Raw genomic sequence first — 19958 nt, forward strand, 5'->3', positions numbered from 1 at the left:
CGCTTGAAATCAATATACAAAACTGTATACAGTTCTGCGTACAGCGTGGAATCGAGAGGCTCGTAGATCATGACAGGGACGAATTATCTGACCGGGGCAGAGGCTATGGTGCGTATGCTCGAGGCGCACGGCGTGAAGCACATGTTCGGCCTGTGCGGCGATACCACCTTGCCGTTCTATGACGCTCTGGCGCGCATGGATCACGGTATTCAGCACATTCTGACACGGGATGAACGGCACGCGGCCTATATGGCGGACGGTTACGCGCGTGTGACTGGGAAGCCCGGTGTCTGCGAAGGTCCCTCGGGCGGAGGTGCAACTTACATTCTGCCCGGCGTTGTAGAAGCCAATGAAAGTTCTGTTCCGATACTGGCGATCACCTCGGACGTCGCGACAACCAGCCGGGGCAAATACCCATTAACTGAACTGGATCAGCCCGCCCTCTTCAAGCCCTTAGCCAAGTGGAATACCACGCTGGACGACGCCGCGCGGCTTCCGGCCATGGTGCGGGCAGCCTTCCGGGCAATGACAACAGGCACGCCGGGCGCCACGCATCTGGCCCTGCCGTTCGACACGCAAAAAGCGCAGGTGGATGAGGCCGAAATCTGGGCGGATGACAGACATCGCAGCTATCCTGCCGAACGCTCAGCCCCGGACATGGATGCGATCGAAGCGGCGGCGGATATTCTGGCACGGGCCAAATCCTCTGTTGCTGTCTGTGGCGGCGGGCCGGTTCTTTCAGGCGCAACCGAAGCATTGCGACAGGTCGCAAATTTGTTGGACATGCCCGTTGCCACAACCGTTTCCGGCCAGGGTTCCATCGCCGAAACCGACCCTCTGGCTTTGGGCGTTATCGGGTCTAACGGAGGTGTGCCCGCGACACGTGCTGTCGTGGATCAGGCGGATGTTGTCCTGTTCATTGGCTGTCGCGCCGGCTCGGTCACAACCGAACGGTGGAGAAGCCCTGGGCGTGATGCCACGATCATTCACATCGACAGCGATCCCATGGTGATTGGTGCAAACTACCAGACGGAAGTGGCTATTTGCGCCGATGCCCGACTGGCGCTGGAAGCTCTGGCCCGCGCATTAGAAGGTCGCAAGGATCTGAACACACAAGGCGGGGCGGACAAAGCCCGCGCCGCGTGGGATGCCAAGCTGGCCGCTTTCGCGCCACTGGCCGCAAGTCGTGAAATGCCGATCCGACCCGAAGCTGTCATGGCTGCGTTGATGGATATTCTGGATGACGACGCAATTGTTGTGGCTGACCCCGGCACCCCATGCCCCTATTTCAGCGCGCATTACCGGTGGCGGACATCGGGACGGCAGTTCATCACCAACCGAGCCCATGGCGCTTTGGGCTATTCATTAGGTGCAGCGATGGGGGCACATGTCGGGCGTCCGTCGGTAAAGACCCTGGCCGTCATGGGCGATGGCTCGTTCGGCTTCACATGTGGCGAGTTTGAAACGATGGTGCGGCACAAAATGCCCATCACATCGATTGTCTTCTCAAACGCGGTCTTCGGCTGGATCAAAGCAGGTCAAGATGCGGGCTTTGGTCAAAGATTCTACAACGTTGACTTCAACCGCACAGATCATGCCGCAGTGGCGTCAGCCTTTGGTGTGAAATCATGGACGGTCAAAGACCCCGAAGACCTGCCAAAAATCCTGAAGCAAGCTATCGAACATGACGGCCCCACACTGGTCGATATCCATTCCCAACAACTTCACGAAGCTGCTGCGCCAGTATCTGAATGGGTTGCGTAAGAGGCGATTGACGGGATCAGTTGGTCCAGAAACTCCTGAGCGATCCTGGATAAAGGGCGACCTTTGGCTGTGATGATTGCAAGCTCCAACATGACCGCTGGCTTGAAAGGGCGGGTCTGATATCCGCTCTCTTCATCAAATGTAACGGTAAAGGGATCGATCATGGCGACCCCCATGCCTTGCTTCACAAAGCTCAGTAGGTTTTCAGACAAGTGCGTGTGAATCTGTGTGCGCCATATGCGCCCGGCACGCTGAAAGATGTCACGGGTTTTACGATGCGTCTGGTGTTCCGGCCCCATCACAATAAAAGGCTCGTTCTCCAGAGTTTCCGGCGTCAGAACGTCATACGCCACCAACGGGCTGCCTTCCGGGAAGGTTGCTAGAGTTTCGAACTGAAACACCTGATAATTCAACGTGTCGTGCAGGATCGGCATCTCGACAATGCCGATCTCAAACAAGCCAGACGTCACCCATTCTTGAATCTTGGACGAGTATTGCGACTGAAAGCTAACGGACAGGTTCGGGCGGCTTTCGGCAAACCGCGCGATCTCACGCGGCATGAAACCGAAGGACAACAGATGCGGCGCGGCGACCTGTAACTGACCCGGATGCTTGTTCTGCAAATCTGTAACCGCCTGTGCAACGTGATCCAACCCGCGCACAACCGTGTCGACCTCGCGGTACAACAGCTCGGCTTCGGGCGTGGGCAACAGACGCCCCTTGTTGCGTTCGAACAGAGGTAATCGCGCCTCGCGCTCCAATTGCGCCAAAAGGTTGCTGATGCCGGGTTGCGAGATGCCAAGAACTGATGCCGCGCCGGTCACGGTTCCCGTTTCCATGATGGCGTGAAAAGCTTGAAGCTGACGAAAGCGCAATGACATAGGTATAGTATCATTTTTTCTGATGAACTGTTGAAGATATTGTATTTGAAATGATAGTTCGGTCAAGGCAGGCTGCTGCTCATCCACAGGGGGCGGAATGAGCGATCTGTCACAAAAAATCACTGGCTATGACCTATGGCACCTCAAGCTGCCAGTGACCTCGCGGCGGGATCACGGCATTGGATCCGTCGAAGGCGTTTGTGAAATTGTTATCCTACGGCTGACATCCGAGGACGGCTCTCAAGGGTTTGGCGAAGCATCGCCTTGGTCAGTTTTTACCGGCACGCCAGAGGCAACCTTTGCTGCGCTCGATCGGTATCTGCGCCCACTTGTTTTGGGCGCAAAAGTCAGCGATAGATCCGCGATCATGGCGCGTGCCGCTTACGCTGTGGCGCACTGCACTGAAGCCAAGGCCGCACTGGAAACCGCGCTGCTGGATCTTTCAGGCCGGATCAGCAACGTGCCCGTTTGGTCTTTGTTGGGCGGCAAATGTCGGGATGCAATCCCCCTGAGCTGTTCCATCGCCAACCCTGATTTTTCGCAAGACATCGACCTGTTGGCACGGTTGCAGGACGATGATGTCCGTATCGTGAAACTCAAGACCGGGTTCAAGGATCACGCCTTTGACATCATGCGGCTGGAATACCTGGCCCAGAACTGCCCCGAGTTTTCGGTGCGCGTGGATTATAACCAAGGGCTCAAAATCGAGGATGCACCGGCACAGGTGCGTGACGTCGCCCGGTTCGATCCCGATTTCATCGAACAGCCAGTGCGCGCTCATCACTTCGGCATGATGGCCAAGCTGCGCCAAATGACCGATGTCCCATTGCTGGCAGACGAGAGTGTGTTTGGCCCCGAAGACATGGAGCGTGCAGCCCGCGAAGGGATTTGCGACGGTGTTTCCGTCAAAATCATGAAATCCGGCGGCCTGACACGCGGTCAGACTGTTGCGCGTATTGCGGCGGCTCACGGCCTGACAGCCTATGGCGGCGACATGTTCGAGGCCGGCCTGGCCCATTTGGCCGGCACGCACATGATTGCCGCGACACCAGAAATCACTTTGGGCTGTGAGTTCTATCAGGCGTCATATTTCCTGAAAGAGGACATATTGGAAGAACCGTTCCAGATCAGGAACGGGCAAGTCTGCGTGCCGGATGGTCCTGGGCTTGGCGGCAAACCAGACTTGGACAAACTGAACCACTACGCAGTTTCAAAGGCGGTGGCGGCGTGAGCGAGAAGAAGACCATAGCCATCATCGGAGCTGGAATTGTCGGAGTCTCCGCGGCTATCTGGCTGCAGCGCGACGGTCACGATGTGATTTTGATCGATAAGGCCGGGCCTGGCGAAGGAACCTCTCACGGCAATGGCGGCGTGCTTGCGTCATGCTCTATCGTGCCTGTAACAGTTCCCGGACTACTCGGCAAAGCACCAAAGATGCTTTTAAGCCCCTCTCAGCCGCTGTTCCTGAAATGGGGGTACTTACCAAAGCTGTTGCCATGGCTCAGACAATACTTAAGCCACGCAAATGCCGCAGACGTGGAACGGATCGCTGCGGCCCTGACGCCCATCGTGGGCGACAGCCTGAACGACCACAAGGCGCTGGCCGCCGGAACTGGCGCTGAGAAATGGATCGTTCCAAGCGACTATCTGTTCCTCTATGAAAACCGCGCCCATTTCGAAAGTGATGCCTTTGGTTGGGGCATTCGGCGTAAGCATGGCTTTGCGTGGGAAGAGTTGGAAGGCAAGGCATTCCACGATTACGATCCAGTATTCAGTCAGGATATCGGGCTCGCGGCCAAGCTGTCAGATCATGGTCACATCACCGATCCGGGGCGATATGTCAAAGACCTAGCTGCACATGTTGAGGCGCAAGGAGGTCGGATCATCCAAGCCACCGTCGAAGACGTCACGCGCGAAGGCGGAAGCGTCACAGGCGTTCGCACAGGTGGCGAAACCATTGCGTGCGACACAGCCATCGTGACGGCAGGCGTCTGGTCAGGACCTCTAGCGAAGCGATTGGGTGTTTCTGTCCCACTTGAAAGCGAACGCGGGTATCATCTTGAATTGGTGGAACCTTCTGACATGCCGCGCAGCCCGGTCATGGTCGCATCAGGTAAGTTTGTTGCAACACCCATGGATGGGCGCTTACGCTTGGCAGGCATTGTAGAGTTCGGAGGGCTGGATGCACCGCCCTCTCGCGCGCCGTTTGAATTGATGCGCAAGAATGCCCGGGCGGCTTTCCCGGGCATAACATGGAAGGAGGAAGTGGAATGGATGGGGCACAGGCCCGCCCCGGCTGACTCGATCCCGATCATTGGCGACGTACCCGGCATCAAGGGGGCCTATATGGGCTTTGGGCACCATCACATCGGCCTGACAGGCGGGCCAAAAACCGGACGCCTTCTGGCCCAAATGATCGCGGGCAGAACCCCAAACGCGGATGTCAGCGTCTACGCGCCGTCACGCTACTCAACATAAGAACAAGCTGATGAGAAACATCGGCGTTTCAAAATCCAATAGGGAGAAAACGATGAAAAAACTGACAAACCTTCTGGCAGCGACAGCTCTGACTGCAGCTGCAGCCGCACCGGCCATGGCCGAAAAATGGGACATGCCGATGGCTTATTCGGCGTCGAACTTCCACTCGGCCACAGGCGCGGAATTCGCCAAATGCGTGACCACCGGTACAGGTGGTGAGATCGAGATTGTGACGCACCCGTCCGGCTCGCTTTTCAAAGGTGCCGACATCAAACGCGCGATCCAGACCGGGCAGGCCCCGATTGGTGAGCGTCTATTGTCTGGCCACCAGAATGAAAATGCCCTGTTCGGGTTTGACTCAATCCCATTCCTCGCGACCTCTTTCGACGACAGCGCCAAGCTTTGGGAGGCCGCCAAGCCATCTATTGAAAAAGTATTGGCTGAACAGAACCTAACACTGCTTTACGCTGTGCCGTGGCCGCCTCAGGGCTTGTATTTCAAGAACGAGGTAAACTCGGTCGCTGACATGAAAGGCATAAAGTTCCGCTCGTACAACAATGCAACCTCGCGGTTGGCTGAACTGACGGGGATGCTGCCGGTGACAATTGAAGCCGCGGAAATCAGTCAGGCCTTTGCGACGGGTGTGGCGGATTCGATGGTGTCATCGGGATCGACCGGATATGACCGCAAGGTTTGGGAAAGCCTGAACTATTTCTACGAAGTCGATGCCTGGTTGCCGCGCAACTATGTGATGGTCAATTCTGATGTCTGGTCTGGTGTATCTGATGTCAACAAGAACGTCATCAAGGGCTGCGCTGAACTGGCAGAATACGCGGGCAATTGGCGCGCCAAGGAATACACCGGATTCACCCTGCAGGGTTTGCGGGATGGCGGGATGACCGTTGGCCCGGCTTCTGAACAGATGACGAATGAGCTGAAAGAGATCGGCGTGACCATGACCAATGAATGGCTGGAAGCTGCCGGTGACGAAGGCAAAGCCATCGTCGACGCGTTCAACGCGTCACAGTAACCTTTTTGATTTGGGCGGCGGGTCATCCAGCCGCCCTTTTCGCATCCAATCAAAACACAGCGGGGACAGCATGGCGGTTTTGCGAGGGCTTCGGTCCGTACTGGACTTTATATATCTTGCGGCAGGGGTGCTTGCGGCTCTCAGCCTCATTGCGATCCTGCTTTTGATCGTCGTGCAGATGCTGGCCCGCTGGACCGGCGAGGTCTTTCCCGGAGCGCCCGACTATGCTGGCTATGCCATGGCCGCCGCTTCCTTTCTTGCCTTTGCCAATGCGCTGAACAGGGGCAGCCACATTCGCGTGTCAATCCTGTTGAACGCTGTGCCTGATGGTGTCCGCCGCATATTGGAAGTCTGGTGTTTTGCAATCGCCACTGCCGTCATGTGGTATTTCTGCTGGTACGCTTATCGCTTTGTCTACTGGAGCTGGAAATTCAACGATGTCAGTCAGGGGCAGGACCGAACCGCCCTTTGGATCCCACAATCCGCGATGCTGCTAGGCGCGGTCATTCTGGCCATTGCTCTGACTGATCATTTGATCCACGTGCTTTTCAAGGGCGAACACCGCATCGTCCGCGATCTGGCCGATCAGAGTCACGGAGAGTAAATCATGGAAAACCTCTCTGTCATCATTCTCTTTCTTTTTGTTCTCTTCACCTTGCTGGGCACCGGCGTTTGGGTCGGCTTGGCTTTGATGGGCGTTGCCTGGGTCGGAATGGAGCTCTTCACCACCCGCCCCGTCGGGGATGTGATGATCACCACCATCTGGTCGGCGTCGTCTTCGTGGACCCTGACCGCACTGCCCATGTTCATCTGGATGGGTGAAATCCTGTACCGAACGCGATTATCGGAAGACATGTTCAAGGGTCTGTCCCCGTGGATGGCCCCTTTGCCGGGCGGATTGGTGCACACCAATATCGTGGGTTGTACGGTTTTTGCAGCTGTCTCGGGCTCTTCAGCAGCCACGCTGACAACTGTTGGAAAGATGTCGATCCCCGAACTGCGCAAGCGCAACTATCCCGAGCGGATGATCATCGGGACATTGACCGGGGCCGCCACACTTGGGCTGATGATCCCGCCCTCGCTGACCTTGATCGTCTACGGTGTGACGATCAATGAATCCATCACCAAGCTGTTCTTTGCAGGGATTCTTCCCGGTCTGGTACTGGCCGGGATGTTCATGGGCTACGTGGCGATCTATTCCAAACTCGGCAAAGACTGGAGCCCCAATTCCGAAGCCAAACTGAGTTTCTCAGAAAAGATCAAGAACTCTCGTTTCCTGCTGCCTGTAATCCTTTTGATCATGGTCGTGATTGGGTCGATGTATCTTGGATATGCCACCGCAACCGAGGCCGCGGCCTTTGGGGTCATCGGCGGGCTGCTGTTGGCGGCGGGACAAGGGTCGCTAACCTGGAAGACCTTTACCGAAAGCCTGATGGGCGCCACGCGCACCAGCGCGATGATTGCCCTCATTCTTGCGGGCGCTGCGTTCCTATCGCTGTCCATGGGCTTTACCGGCCTGCCGCGCGGTTTGGCCGATCTGATCGCCGGTTGGGAACTGACCCGGTTCGAGCTGCTTATGGTGTTGTTGGTTTTCTACATCATTCTGGGCTGTTTTCTGGATGGTATCTCTTCGGTCGTGCTGACCATGGCCGTGGTCGAACCCATGATCCGCGACGCCGGGATCGATCTGATCTGGTTCGGTATCTTCATCGTTGTTGTTGTCGAGATGGCGCAGATCACGCCCCCGATCGGGTTCAACCTGTTCGTCATGCAGGGCATGACCAACCACGAGATGAGCTATATTGCGCGGGCCGCCATTCCGATGTTCCTGATCATGGTTCTGATGGTCTTCATCCTGATCTGGTTCCCCGACCTTGCAACTTGGTTGCCCGAAAACCTGCGACAAAGTCCGGGCGGATAAGGCGGTTTTGAACCCGCTTCATCTGGCCGGGCGTCATGGCCCTTATGTTCTGATCTGCGGCTTGGCGGCAGGTCTACTTTTACCAGCTCTGGCGGAGCCAATGCGGGATTTGCTTCCGCCTTTGGTGGTGCTTTTACTGTTCGTGACTGTGCTGAGGATGGACCCCAGGACCATTCTGGGATCACTGAGTGACTTGCACAAAGTTGCGTTTACGGTTGTTGGATTTCAGCTGGTGACGCCGATGATCATCGTTGCGCTCGGATACGTGTGCGGATGGATCGGGACTCCCGTGCTTTTGTCCCTTCTTATCATGGCGGCAGCGCCGTCCATCTCGGGCAGTCCGAATATGTGCCTGATGATGGGCCACGCGCCAGAACATGCGATGCGACTGATGGTTGTCGGTACGGCCCTGTTACCTTTGACCGCCTTACCCATCTTTCTCGTAATGCCGCAGTTGGGCGACGTACAATCTGTCTTATGGGCTGGCGTGCGACTGTTGCTCACGATCTTATGCGCAACTGGCGCAGCCATATTTGTAAGGCGCACGGTTTTGCGCAACCCTTCACAATCCATGCTGATGAACCTTGAGGGGATGGGAACACTCACACTGGCCGTATTTGTCATCGGCCTGATGCCGTCGGTCAGCGCAACGGCGCTGGAGGACCCAGCTTTGGCTGCATTCTGGATCGCCTTTGCCTGTCTGGCCAACTTTGGCGCACAGATTGTCATGTTTCGCTTTACACAGGGCAAGCTACCTGCTGCGCAGGCAACTGCGGTGTCATTGATTGCTGGCAACCGCAACATCGCGATCTTTTTTGTGGCTCTTCCAACAGAGGTCACTGCCCCGATAATGGCCTTCATCGGAGCCTATCAAATTCCGATGTACCTGACCCCAATGATAATGCGCCGCCTCTACCAAAAGAACGCGCCATCGTGATCATTGATTGTGTGTGCCTCTGTTTCGTACTGTGCTCTGCCAATCCCGTTTTTGTAAATCGGAACATTCAGGTGATGATCACGGCTGATGGGACTTTTAACAAAAAGTACTTTGATGGGGCGGCAAAACGAAGTGGCGCGAACCGCCAGAGTTGTAAGTCAGGTACAGGATACCTCCCCTCTCAGAGCAGCTACCGCGCGTGCCAATCATCGCATGCATGTGCCAGGATCAGTTGTTTCGCGGTGATTTGAACAAATCTTTTCGCAGTGTCATCAACGCACCGGGGTCGATTTTGGCTTGAATAACCGTTGTTTCATTTGATGCGATTGCTTGTTCCAGCGCAGGACCAACCCCGCCTGGCCCATCGACCCATATACCTTTCCCACCACACAACTCGGCAAACTTGTCGAAACGGGGCGAGCGAATTTCGGCTCCAAGCAGACGGCCTCCGTAAAATTCCTGCTGATAGGCTTTTTCAGCCCCCCAAGCTTCGTTATCCAGAACGATGATTGTGATCGGCAGATAGTGTTGAATGGCGGTCTGTATCTCGATCATCGTATAGCCGACAGCCCCATCGCCCATAATCGCCACGACAGGGCGATCCGGTGCGGCTGCCTTGGCTCCAATTGCAGCGGCAAGGCCAAACCCGACAAGGCCGAAATCCAATGGCGTGATCAAAGACACCGGCGCGTAATGCGCCAACCGGTCTGCCGCCTGAAGACATGTGTTACCGGTGTCCAGTGTCACAATAGCATCTTCCGGCAGCGTCGCGCGGATTTCGGCCAGCGCACGGCGTGGGTGCATGGGCAAGCTCTCAAGCTCTGCCTCTGCTGCGCGCTCGGCTGCCAGGGTGGCCATATCGGACCGAAACGCTTCGCGCCACGGGTCGCAATTAGGACGCATTGTGGCATCGATCAGGGCCTCGGCAGTCAGGCGGGCATCGCCTTGCGCTGCGATCTCGGCCGGGAAGTACCGCCCAACCGCCGCGCCTTCGATGTCCACATGGGCGATACGGGTATCAGCACCCACATATTCATTGGAATGAAAGGTCGAGTTGAACCCAAGCCGAGCACCCAATACCACCATGACATCCGCTTCACGGGTTAGCCCGCTGGCGACCACATTGCCCCGTGGGCCGGCCTGCCCGGCAAACCAACGATGCCCATGAGGCATGACGTCGGCATGGCCGGTAGAGGCGACGACCGGTATTTCAAGCTTTTCGACCAGTACCGTCAACGCATCGCGCCCTGCCCCCCATTTGAATCCCCCTCCGGCAAAAATCACCGGTCTTTCGGCCTCTGACAACAGCTTGGCAATGGCGGCAATATCGGCGGGTGCGGCAGGACCGGGGCGCGCGATATTCACCGGTGCAGGCTCAATCGCCGGAATATCGGCGGCAAGCAGATCACGCGGAACATGCAGAACCACCGGCCCCCGTCGGCCTGTGTTGGCCAACCGGATGGCGTCTTCTAGCATCGGCGCCAACCGCGCTGGGTCTGTCACCATCACCGAGCGTTTGGAAATGGGCGCAAACAGCGCCACCTGATCGATTTCCTGAAACGTGTCTTTGCATTGATCGGCGCGAGTGATGGCACCGGCGATCACTACGAGCGGAGAATAGGCCAATTGCGCTTCGGCTACTGCTGTTACGATGTTGACCACGCCGGGGCCGGCCTGCGCACCCAGAACCACACCCGGCTTGCCCGTCATCCGCGCCCAGGCATCAGCCATGTGGCCCGCGGCACGTTCGTCGCGCGCCCCGACATAAGCGATCTGACCGCCCTGATACATGGCGTCATAAAGTTCGAGCATCGAACCGCCCAACAGGCCAAAAACGGTGTCGATGCCGTTGGCTTTCAGAACGCGATAGACGGCTTCTCCGCCAGTGATGGTGGTCATGTTCAGTCTCCGGAAATTTGACGTTCAATCTGCCGGGCAAAGCGCAGCAGCCGGGCGTCCGATCCTTTCGGACCGGTGATGTGAAGGCCCACGGGCATACCGTCCGAAGAACGGCCCAGTGGAATGGAAATCGATGGAAGCTCCATCGTCGGTGTCAGAGTCACTGTACGCCAATCTTCGGTGATTTCTCCATCACGCAGGTCGGCGCTGAACGGCAGGCCGGTGGCGGTGGGCCAGAGGGCAAAATCGTAGTGATTGAAGAATGTAGCGACAGAGTCCCAGACATGACGGCGGATCGTCTGATAGGCGATCAGATCGGCAAGGCTTTGCTCTTCGCCCTGTGCGCAGGCCGTGCGATAGCTTTCGGTGGCCTGTGTCATGTCGGGATTGAGCGCCGCGCGAATTTGCAGAGCGCATTGACCCCGAATGATATCGCCATATGCAAGCAGCGGAACAAGGTCCGGGGCCGTGTCTTCATCGACATGCCATCCCAAATCTCGGCAAAGATCAGCGATCGGTGCCAAGGCAGCCTGAACCGATGGGTCAACACTTGCACCGAAAGGCGAAAGGCTCAATGCCACGCGTCCGGCAGTCAGCGGAGCATCAAGCTCGACCGGGTCCGGGTAAGCGCCGATGAATGCCAAAGGTTGGTTGGGCGTCGGTCCTTGCATCACACTCAGCATCAAAGCGAGGTCCGAAACCGTACGCGCCATCGGGCATGGCACGGACAAACCGTCGAACGGGGCCGGGTTTGGATCCATGGGCACCAATCCCGATGTTGGCCGCATACCGACAACGCCACACCATGCAGCAGGTGTGCGGGCACTGCCACCAAGATCCGAGCCATCAGCAAGGGCAACCATGTTGGTCGCCAGCGCGGCTGCAGCGCCACCAGAACTGCCCGCAACCGTCTTTTCGGGGTTCAATGGATTGCGCGTCGTCCCCGATACAAAGTTCGTGGTCTGGCCAGAAAACGTGAACTCGGGCGTGTTTGTCTTACCAATTATAATAGCGCCGGCCGCCCTCAGACGCGCAACGTGGAGCGCGTCACTGGATGGGACATGATCAGAAAAGCTTTTTGACCCGTGTGTGGTGCGCAGACCGGCGGTATCAAAGCAATCCTTGATTGCGATGGGCAGCCCGTGCAGTGGCCCGGCAATCTGCCCGCACGCGGCCATCTTGTCCAATTCTTCGGCGCGGGCAGTGGCGGCGTCCCAATCCAGCGTGACAAACGCATTCACCCCAACTTTGTCGTCTTCGATGCGGGCGCGGTGCGCGCCCAGAACTTCGGCACTGCTAAGGGTTCGGGCGCGTAGATCAATCGCAAGTTCGGTCGCCGTTTTCTGAATGATATTGTTTTGTTGCGGCAAGTGTCACTCCTCGGATCGCGGTCGCAAATTCTGCGGATCGAAGAGCGCATCTTGATGTACCGTAACCGGGATGTCACGATTCAGAATCCGAACGCTGAGGCCTGTTTGCAGGGTGCCCTTGCGAACGAACAACCACCCCAGGGACTTGCCGATCGTATAGCCATACCCACCCGATGTGGTTAGGCCCACAGGCTCACCTTTCAGCAACACCGGCTCGCCACCATGAATGTCGATGTTTTCTGAATGCAGTTCCGCATAGAATAGCTGCCATGCCGGATCTCGGCTGAGCAGCGCATCGCGGCCCAGAAAATCGCGTCCTTCGCTCACGACAAAGCGTTCGAGGCCGACGTCAAGCGGGCCGACATCCGTGGTCAGTTCCCCGCTGGCGCGATAGGCCTTTTCCATACGCATCCCGTTGAACGCGTAAGAACCCAGATCGGTCAGACCATGTTTGGACCCGGCTTCGAAAAGCGCGTCGTAGATTGCGCCAATCTGATCCAGCGGCGCGTGCAATTCCCAGCCCAATTCACCGACAAACGAAACGCGCAGGGCATAGCAAAGAATGCCTGCCACGCGGATTTCCTGCCCCGACAACCAAGGGAAAGCGCGATTGGACAGATCAACGTCTGTCAGTTCGGACAGGATACGGCGGGTCGCGGGGCCTGACAGCGCCAGCATCCCCCAATCTGCCGAGCGGTTGATCATCGTCACATCCTCGCCGGGTCGGATATGGGACTTGATCCAATCGAAATCCGGTGTGGCGCGGGCAATGGGGGAACCTGTGAAAAACCGGTCTTCGGCCATGCGCCAGATCGTGATTTCTGTCTCGAACCTGCCCTGCGCCGTCAGCAAATGGTTCAGGCTCATCCGCCCGTCTTTCGAAGGTATTCGGTTGGCCGACAGCCGGTCCAGCAAAGCGCCCGCATCCTTGCCCGAGATCTCGAACTGGGCAAAAGCGCAGAGATCTATGACACCCGCGGCATCGCGCGTCGCTTTAGCCTCGGCCGTCGCGTTTGCGTGCCAAGGCTGATGTCCCCAGCCGATCTGTTCAGCCTCGCCTGCTTCTCCGAAATAGCGTGGGCGCTCCCAACCGGCGACTTCTCCGAAAACTGCACCCTTGGCGGCAAGGCGGTCATACAGCGGGTGCTTTTTCAGCGGTCGAAGGCTTTGGAACTGCTTACCCGGGCAAGGCGTATCATGACGGCGCATGAACTCGTCTTTGGTGCGCTCAACTATGAAATTGTCCGACGCAAAGTCCCCATAGCGGCGGGGGTCGAAACCACGCGTATTGATCTCGGCCTCTCCGTGCACCATCCAATCGGCCAATACCTTGCCCGCGCCGCCGCCCCAGGCCAACCCAATAGACGAGCCGCAGGACAGCCAGACATTCGGCGCGCCCGATGGCCCGACCAGCATTCCGCCATCAGGTGTGTGCGTGATGGCCCCGCGCACGACCCGCTTGATACCAAGCTCGGCCAGGATCGGCATCTTGTCGAAAGCAACCATCAGGAAATCGCCAATCGAGTCGTAGTCGGCCTGAAATAGCTCATTCTCCGCTGCCCAAGGCGCACCTTCGGGCATTTCCCAGACCGTCGGACAGACATGGCCTTCGTAAATACCGATCAAGCCGGATTTCTGCTCCTGCCGGATGTACCCGCCATAAGCATTGTCTCGCATCACTGGCAACTCGGGCCTGTCGGCGAACTGAGGGACGGTATCGGTCACAAGGTAATGATGCAAACAGGACACCGAAGGGATTTTCAACCCGAACCACTCTCCCACCTGATTGGCGTAGGACCCAGCGGCAATCACCACATGTTCGGCCAGCACATCGCCTTTTTCGGTGCGCAACAGCCACATATCGCCTTTGCGGGACGCCCCCAGTACCCGGTTGTGCCGTTCAACCCGGGCGCCGCGCGACCGGGATGCAGCAGCCAGCGCCATGGTCACGCTTGAGGGGTCAATGTGACCATCCTCGTAGGTGCGCACCGCAGCTCTAACGTCGTCGACCTTGTAGAAGGGATTAACCTGCGCCACCTCTTCCGGGCCTATCAGATCCATCGGCAGATCCAACAGCTTGCCCACGCCCATGATAGACTTCATCCAATCGACTTCATCGTCGGTGGTCGCAATCCGGATGCCACCGACTTCGTGCCAGCCGATGCTTTGCCCGGTTTCGGCCTCGACCCGTTTATAGGTTTCGATCGAGGTTTTGTTGATCCATCCCATAAGGCGGCTGCCCACCGCATGGGCGATCTGACCGGCCGCGTGCCATGTGGACCCGCTGGTCAATTCGGCCTTCTCGAACAGGATCGTGTCAGTCCAGCCGTTTTCCGCCAGCTGAAACTGCGCGGCCACGCCCATGATGCCGCCCCCAATGATCGCCACACGTGTCGTTTGGATCGTATCGCTCATGCAAAAGCTACCTTTGCGGGTTTGAGAGAAGCTTTGGCCGTGTAACGGGCGCACGCGATTTCGACTTCGAACCCGTCCAAAACGTCTTGCGTTTCAAGCAGGTCCAAAGGCGCTTTGATCAAGCCAAGCGCCACGGAACGACCAAACCGGTAGCTCCATCCGGCTGAGGTGATCTGCCCCACGACCTTGCCGTCAAAGTAAATGGGTTCATCGTGCAGCGGGATCGCTGCGGGATCGTCGAACAGAATCGAAACGATGCGCCGTTCAGGCTTGTGGTCCCGCAAGGCGTCTGCGCCCACAAAACCCGTGCCCATAGCGCAAAACGCACCTAATCCGGCTTCAAGCGGCGTGGTGCCCGGTGTGAGTTCGTGCCCGAACGCCCGAAAACCGCTTTCGATGCGCAACGATCCACTTGCGTAAAGACCTGCATGGCTTGCACCTGCCGCGACCAGCGCCTCATAGGCGGCCATGGCCATATCGGCAGGGATGTAAAGCTCAAAGCCTTCTTCTCCGGTAAAGCTCAGCCGACCTGCCCAACCTCGGGCCAAACCAATCTCGACGGGTGCAAAACAGAACCGCTTGAGGTCCGGGACAGCTGCGTTTGTCGTGGCCTGAAGCACGTCTCGAGCCCGCGCACCAGCAAGGCCCAGAATGGCATACCCGCTGGTAACATCCGTGAACTCAGCGTGGAAGCTGCCCTTCATGCCTCGCATTCGCTGCATCACACGGACGGTCTCATTGGCACCGACAACCAACAGGTAAGCTTCGGACCCATGCCGCTGAACGGTCAAATCGCTTTCTACACCACCGCGCGCATTCAGAATCTGAGTGTAGGCGATACGGCCCTCGGGCACATCCATCTGCGCGGCGCAAAGCCGGTTTAGAAAAGCGCAGGCATCCGGCCCCTGCACCATGATCTTGCCGAAGGCGCTTTGATCCAGAATGGCCGCACCGGTGCGACAAGCTTCAACCTCATGCCCGACCTGTTCGCGCCACGAGGGAACGCCAAAGGTCAGCGGCAGATGGGCGGCCTCACCGCCAAAGTGCACGGCGCGCTCCCAACCTCCGCGGGCTTCGAATTGCGCGCCGGCGGCCACCAACCCAGCATGAATGGGCGAGCGGCGTTGACATCGCGCTGACTGCATCGAGCGTCCGGGAAAAGGGTTGTCATAGTGCCGACCCAGCACTTCAGGTATGCGGGCTTCCAATGCCCCCAAAACGTTCAGTTCGGGGCTGAACCGCCGAATGTCGGCCTCGTTCAACTCCATCGTGGGTTCTCCAGCGATGATCCATTCCGCCATAGCCTTGCCCGCGCCACCTGCCAAAGCGATGCCGGTTGAATTCATCCCACCCATCAGGAACAACCCCGGCACTTCTGGGCTTTCGCCCAGCATGAATTGACTGTCGAGCGTGAAGCTTTCCGGGCCGTTCAGCAACATCCGAACCTCGGCCTGCTCCAATGCAGGAATGCGGCGTAGGGCGTTTTCCATCATCGGCATGAAATGGTCCCAGTCCTCGTCCAACAGATCGAACGAGAATTCGGCCGGCAACCGATCTAGCGGCAAGCCTTTGGCATGGGGTTCGAACGAGCCAACCAACAGCCCTTCGACATCGTCCCGGGCATAAAGGAACGCATCCTGATCGTTCAGCGTTGGCAAGTGCGCGCCCTTGCCCAGGGCCTGAACCTCGGGCAAAGGCTTGGTCAGAATGTAGAAATGTTCACAGGCATAAAGCGGCATATGCGCCCCGGCCATGGCCGCCACCTCGCGCGACCAAAGCCCACACGCAATCACAACCTCGTCGGCTTCAATAACGTGATCGCTGACCTCAACGCCCGATATCCGTCCACCTTTCTTTTGCAGGCCAGTCACGCGCGTGTCTTCAAAGATCTGAACCCCACGCGCCCGCGCGCCCTTTGACAACGCCAGGGCCACATCGGAGGGGTTGACCCGTCCATCCGACGGCGACCAGACCGCGCCGATCACATCATTAACGTTGATCAGCGGCCAAAGTTCCTTAGCGCGGGCCGCATCCACAACCTCGGCCTCAAGCCCAAAGGCACGGCCAAGCGAGACCTGGCGCTTGATATTGGTCAGCCGGTCCTGGTTGGTGGCCAGCGTCAGCGAGCCGGTTTGGGCCCAACCCGTGGCTTGCCCGGTTTCACGCTCCAGTTCGCCATAAAGGTCAATGGAATAGTTGATCAGCTTGGTAAGGGTAGCCGACGGGCGCAAGCGCCGCACCAAGCCAGCCGCGTGCCATGTGGTGCCGCTGGTCAGTTTCGAGCGTTCCAGAACAACGATGTCCTTCCGCCCTTCGCGGGCCAGGTGGTATGCTATCGAGCAGCCGATGACGCCGCCGCCAATGATGACGGTGCGGGCATGGGTGGGCAATGTCATGACAGTACTCCGTCGCGGACCAATTCTGAAACAGTGTCGCTGAAAAGTGCGACCGCCTCGTCGATCAGATCAGGCGTATGCGGCAGGCCAGTGACGCAGGAAGTGAAGGACATGAAATCCACGCCTCTCTCCAGCAACCCGTCACGCAAGCCCTTGACGACGGCAGGCGGCGTTTTTCGAATTGCCGCGGCATCGAGCCCTTCAATGGATCGTCCACCAAAATAGAGGTGACAGGTCGAGCTGTCGCCATAGGCCAGTGCCTGCACGTCAAGCGCCCGGAAGGCTGCGTTGAAGCCATCCCGCAGACGCACGGCCATTGCGTCGGCATGGGCCTGCACGTCACCGGTCGACAAGATCTCCATAGCCTTGACCGCCCCCGCAGCCACCAAGGGGGCCGCGTTGAAAGTTCCCTTGTGGCTGACAGGAGGTGAAAGCCCGTCTCGGGTTTTTCCGGGGCTGAGCAGATCCATGACGTCAGCCCGACCAACAACGGCCCCGCCCGGCAAACCGCCAGTGACGATCTTGGCCAATGTTGTCAGATCCGGCGTCACCCCATCACGCGCCTGACGGCCACCCGGCGACCAGCGCAGACCCGTGATCACCTCATCAAAAACAAGCACATGACCTGTTCTTTCGGTCAGGGCCCGCACCCCCTGCAAAAACCCGTCCGGCAGCGGGACCGAGCCGTAATTTGCGCCGGATGCCTCGACAAAAACCGTTCCGATCTGGAGGTCGCTGTCCAGCAGTTCGGCGACAGTATCCAGATTTGGGGGGGATATCACTGTTAGGTCGGTGACGGCGTGGGATATGCCCAAACTCGGCACTGTGTTGGTGCCTGGTTTGGCCCCCTTGATCAGCATGTCATGCCAGCCGTGGAAATGGCCGTCGATGCGTAGCACTTTGTCCCGACCCGAATGCGCACGGCCCAGCCGCAGGGCCAGCATCGTCGACTCTGTACCGGACCCAGTGAAACGTACCCGCTCAGCTGACGGAAACAAACGATTCAGCCATTCGGCCCATTCGACCTCAAGCGGATGGCAGTCGGCGGTATAGGGCATCCGCGCCATTTGTTGGGCGACAACTTGCGCGATTTCGGGATGGGCGTGACCTAGTATCTGACTGGCCGCGCCCAGTTTGAAATCGATATAGCGCTTGCCGTCCACATCCCATTTCTCGGCCCCTTCGGCCCGTTCGAAATAGATCGGATGCGGAGTTTTATAGCGCAACTCGTGGCTGACACCGCCGGGCATCACGGCTTGCGCGCGAGCGCTGAGGTTTTGACTTTTCATGAGAACCTGCCGGTTTGCTTTCGAGTCAAACGGATATCGAAGCGCGCGCGCAACGCCCGGTCAACGTCATCAGGAATGTGCTGTGGGAACTGGCTGGACAAAATCTCGCGCGCTTTGTCCCGCGCGATGTCGCCCACTGGTCGACTGCCGTCTTCGTGCCATTCCCGCGGAGTTCTGCGATCTCCGATTTCAGGGTAAAAGTAATCGGATTTCATCCGGTTGAATGTATGCTGTTCGCCCAGATAATGCCCTTCGCCCCGACAAACCTCGGCGATCAGATCTGCGGCGATATTCTCTGGCGTGGCCTCGACCCCGCGCAGGGTCCGCAGGATGTTACCCAGCATGTCATTGTCGCTGACATAGGCCGCGTGGCTAACGCCCAATAAACTGGCCTGCATTCCCGCAGCTTGTGTGACGATGTTCGAGCCCGCATGGGCGGCCATGGTCACAGCCAGCGATTTCTCGGCCCCATATTGCGCATCCAGACACTTGGCATCGGTAATGCCCGCGATGGAAGAGGTCGGCAGGTCAAAGTGCCGCCCCATCTGTGCCGCACCGGCCATCAGGATCGCCTGCTCCCCTCCGCCGCCGCACATCGATCCGGTGCGCAGATCTGCCACCAGCGGTTTTGGGGCAAAGATTGCCTTGACCTCTGGATCGACGAGGCGGGCGAACACAAGCCCAGCCAGCGTTTCGGCCACAGCTTGCACCAACGATCCGGCAATGGTGGCAGGACTGGTTGCCCCGGCTTGTCCAGCGCTTATCAATTGAACCGGGAAGCCTGCCAAAATTGCGGCCTCGAGCACTTCACACGCCTCTTCGGCAAAGCGCATGGGTGGAACGACATGGCACACCATCACGGTCAGGAAAGGTCGGGCGCGAAAGGCCTCTTCACTTCCGGCGACGGCATAACACAGCTGGGCAATTGCGGGCACATTTTCAGGCTCGCTGATCGAGATCGACACATGTTTGGACGTGCCCGCCAGACAGGCATAAGCGGTGTTGAGATCCATCACCGCATTGTCTTCGATATCCCGGGCGACAACCGAACGGCTGAAATGGTGGATGTTGTCCATCTGGTCGACAATGCGGGCTGCATCGTACAGGTCGGCCAGGGTTGAATCCCGGTAGTTGCCCGTTTCCAGATCAAACACGCCGGGGGCCGCACCGCCACTGGACATGTGCACGCGGGCTTGGCTGATGTCCAAGTCATGTTCAGGGGTTTGACCGCAAAGGGAAAAGTTTCGCTTTGCTTCAGTGATGGATTGTTGCACCAGCGCGCGGGGGAACAGCAAACGATTGTCGCTGGACAACGAGCCGCCCGCTACAAGTACCTTGTCGATCATCGACGGAATAGCCTGGCTCAGACCAAGCGTTTCCAGCAGCGTCAGCGCCGTTTCTTCAACCAGCGCCACCTCCTCGGGCGAAAGCGGCTTGAAACGCCCACCGTAGACACCCGGCCAAACGGGCGGGTTCGATACGGGTTCGGTTGTTTGGCTCAGACGCTGCTTGCGGCCGCGCCTGCGGGCGGTAGAGGTCATTTTCCATGAGTCCAGATTAACTACCTACAATGATTGC

The 19958-nt window shown here is 58.2% G+C and carries 14 protein-coding genes; 7 read left to right on the top strand and 7 right to left on the bottom strand.

Annotated elements, in window-relative coordinates:
- The first annotated feature begins 69 nt into the window (after positions 1 to 69).
- Positions 70 to 1764 (top strand): thiamine pyrophosphate-binding protein, encoded by a 1695-nt coding sequence (locus GS632_RS08130; protein WP_171238043.1) that lies wholly within the window; start codon positions 70 to 72, stop codon positions 1762 to 1764.
- Here GS632_RS08130 and GS632_RS08135 read toward each other — a convergent pair.
- Complete coding sequence (locus GS632_RS08135) at positions 1725 to 2645, bottom strand: LysR family transcriptional regulator (RefSeq protein WP_171238042.1); 921 nt, start codon at positions 2643 to 2645, stop codon at positions 1725 to 1727. The genes GS632_RS08130 and GS632_RS08135 overlap by 40 nt on opposite strands.
- Before the next feature lie 97 nt (positions 2646 to 2742).
- On the opposite strand from GS632_RS08135, the gene GS632_RS08140 reads away from it, so the two are divergent.
- The 6 genes from GS632_RS08140 to GS632_RS08165 all read left to right on the top strand — a co-directional run bounded on the left by GS632_RS08140 (position 2743) and on the right by GS632_RS08165 (position 9011).
- The gene (locus GS632_RS08140; RefSeq protein ID WP_171620859.1) at positions 2743 to 3876 is read left to right on the top strand and encodes an enolase C-terminal domain-like protein; all 1134 of its coding nucleotides are present in this window, start codon (positions 2743 to 2745) and stop codon (positions 3874 to 3876) included.
- Complete coding sequence (locus tag GS632_RS08145; RefSeq protein ID WP_171238040.1) at positions 3873 to 5123, top strand: FAD-binding oxidoreductase; 1251 nt, start codon at positions 3873 to 3875, stop codon at positions 5121 to 5123. Before GS632_RS08140 ends, GS632_RS08145 begins: the two co-directional genes overlap by 4 nt.
- Before the next feature lie 52 nt (positions 5124 to 5175).
- A complete protein-coding gene (locus GS632_RS08150; protein ID WP_171238039.1) occupies positions 5176 to 6153 on the top strand; it encodes a TRAP transporter substrate-binding protein in 978 nt (325 codons plus the stop codon).
- A 70-nt stretch (positions 6154 to 6223) separates the two neighbouring features.
- A complete protein-coding gene (locus tag GS632_RS08155) occupies positions 6224 to 6757 on the top strand; it encodes a TRAP transporter small permease (protein WP_171176690.1) in 534 nt (177 codons plus the stop codon).
- A gap of 3 nt (positions 6758 to 6760) precedes the next feature.
- Positions 6761 to 8074 (top strand): TRAP transporter large permease, encoded by a 1314-nt coding sequence (locus GS632_RS08160; RefSeq protein ID WP_171238038.1) that lies wholly within the window; start codon positions 6761 to 6763, stop codon positions 8072 to 8074.
- A gap of 7 nt (positions 8075 to 8081) precedes the next feature.
- Entirely contained in the window at positions 8082 to 9011 is a 930-nt protein-coding gene (locus GS632_RS08165) for a hypothetical protein (protein ID WP_171235840.1), read from the top strand.
- Positions 9012 to 9239: 228 nt separating this feature from the next.
- On the opposite strand, the gene GS632_RS08170 is transcribed toward GS632_RS08165, so the two are convergent.
- The 6 genes from GS632_RS08170 to GS632_RS08195 are packed head-to-tail and all read right to left on the bottom strand — an operon-like array spanning position 9240 to position 19921.
- The gene (locus GS632_RS08170; RefSeq protein WP_171620857.1) at positions 9240 to 10910 is read right to left on the bottom strand and encodes a thiamine pyrophosphate-binding protein; all 1671 of its coding nucleotides are present in this window, start codon (positions 10908 to 10910) and stop codon (positions 9240 to 9242) included.
- A gap of 2 nt (positions 10911 to 10912) precedes the next feature.
- Entirely contained in the window at positions 10913 to 12280 is a 1368-nt protein-coding gene (locus GS632_RS08175) for an amidase (RefSeq protein ID WP_171238035.1), read from the bottom strand.
- 3 nt (positions 12281 to 12283) lie between these two features.
- Positions 12284 to 14695: an FAD-dependent oxidoreductase gene (locus GS632_RS08180; RefSeq protein ID WP_171238034.1), complete on the bottom strand. Its 2412-nt coding sequence runs from the start codon at positions 14693 to 14695 to the stop codon at positions 12284 to 12286.
- A complete protein-coding gene (locus GS632_RS08185; RefSeq protein ID WP_171238033.1) occupies positions 14692 to 17091 on the bottom strand; it encodes an FAD-dependent oxidoreductase in 2400 nt (799 codons plus the stop codon). Before GS632_RS08185 ends, GS632_RS08180 begins: the two co-directional genes overlap by 4 nt.
- Positions 17088 to 18380 (bottom strand): aspartate aminotransferase family protein, encoded by a 1293-nt coding sequence (locus GS632_RS08190; RefSeq protein ID WP_171238032.1) that lies wholly within the window; start codon positions 18378 to 18380, stop codon positions 17088 to 17090. The genes GS632_RS08185 and GS632_RS08190 overlap by 4 nt, the downstream gene beginning before the upstream one ends.
- Positions 18377 to 19921 (bottom strand): trimethylamine methyltransferase family protein, encoded by a 1545-nt coding sequence (locus tag GS632_RS08195; RefSeq protein WP_171620853.1) that lies wholly within the window; start codon positions 19919 to 19921, stop codon positions 18377 to 18379. The genes GS632_RS08190 and GS632_RS08195 overlap by 4 nt, the downstream gene beginning before the upstream one ends.
- Between the last annotated feature and the right edge of the window lie 37 nt (positions 19922 to 19958).

This window comes from Ruegeria sp. HKCCD7296, from assembly GCF_013110775.1.
Lineage (GTDB): Bacteria > Pseudomonadota > Alphaproteobacteria > Rhodobacterales > Rhodobacteraceae > Ruegeria.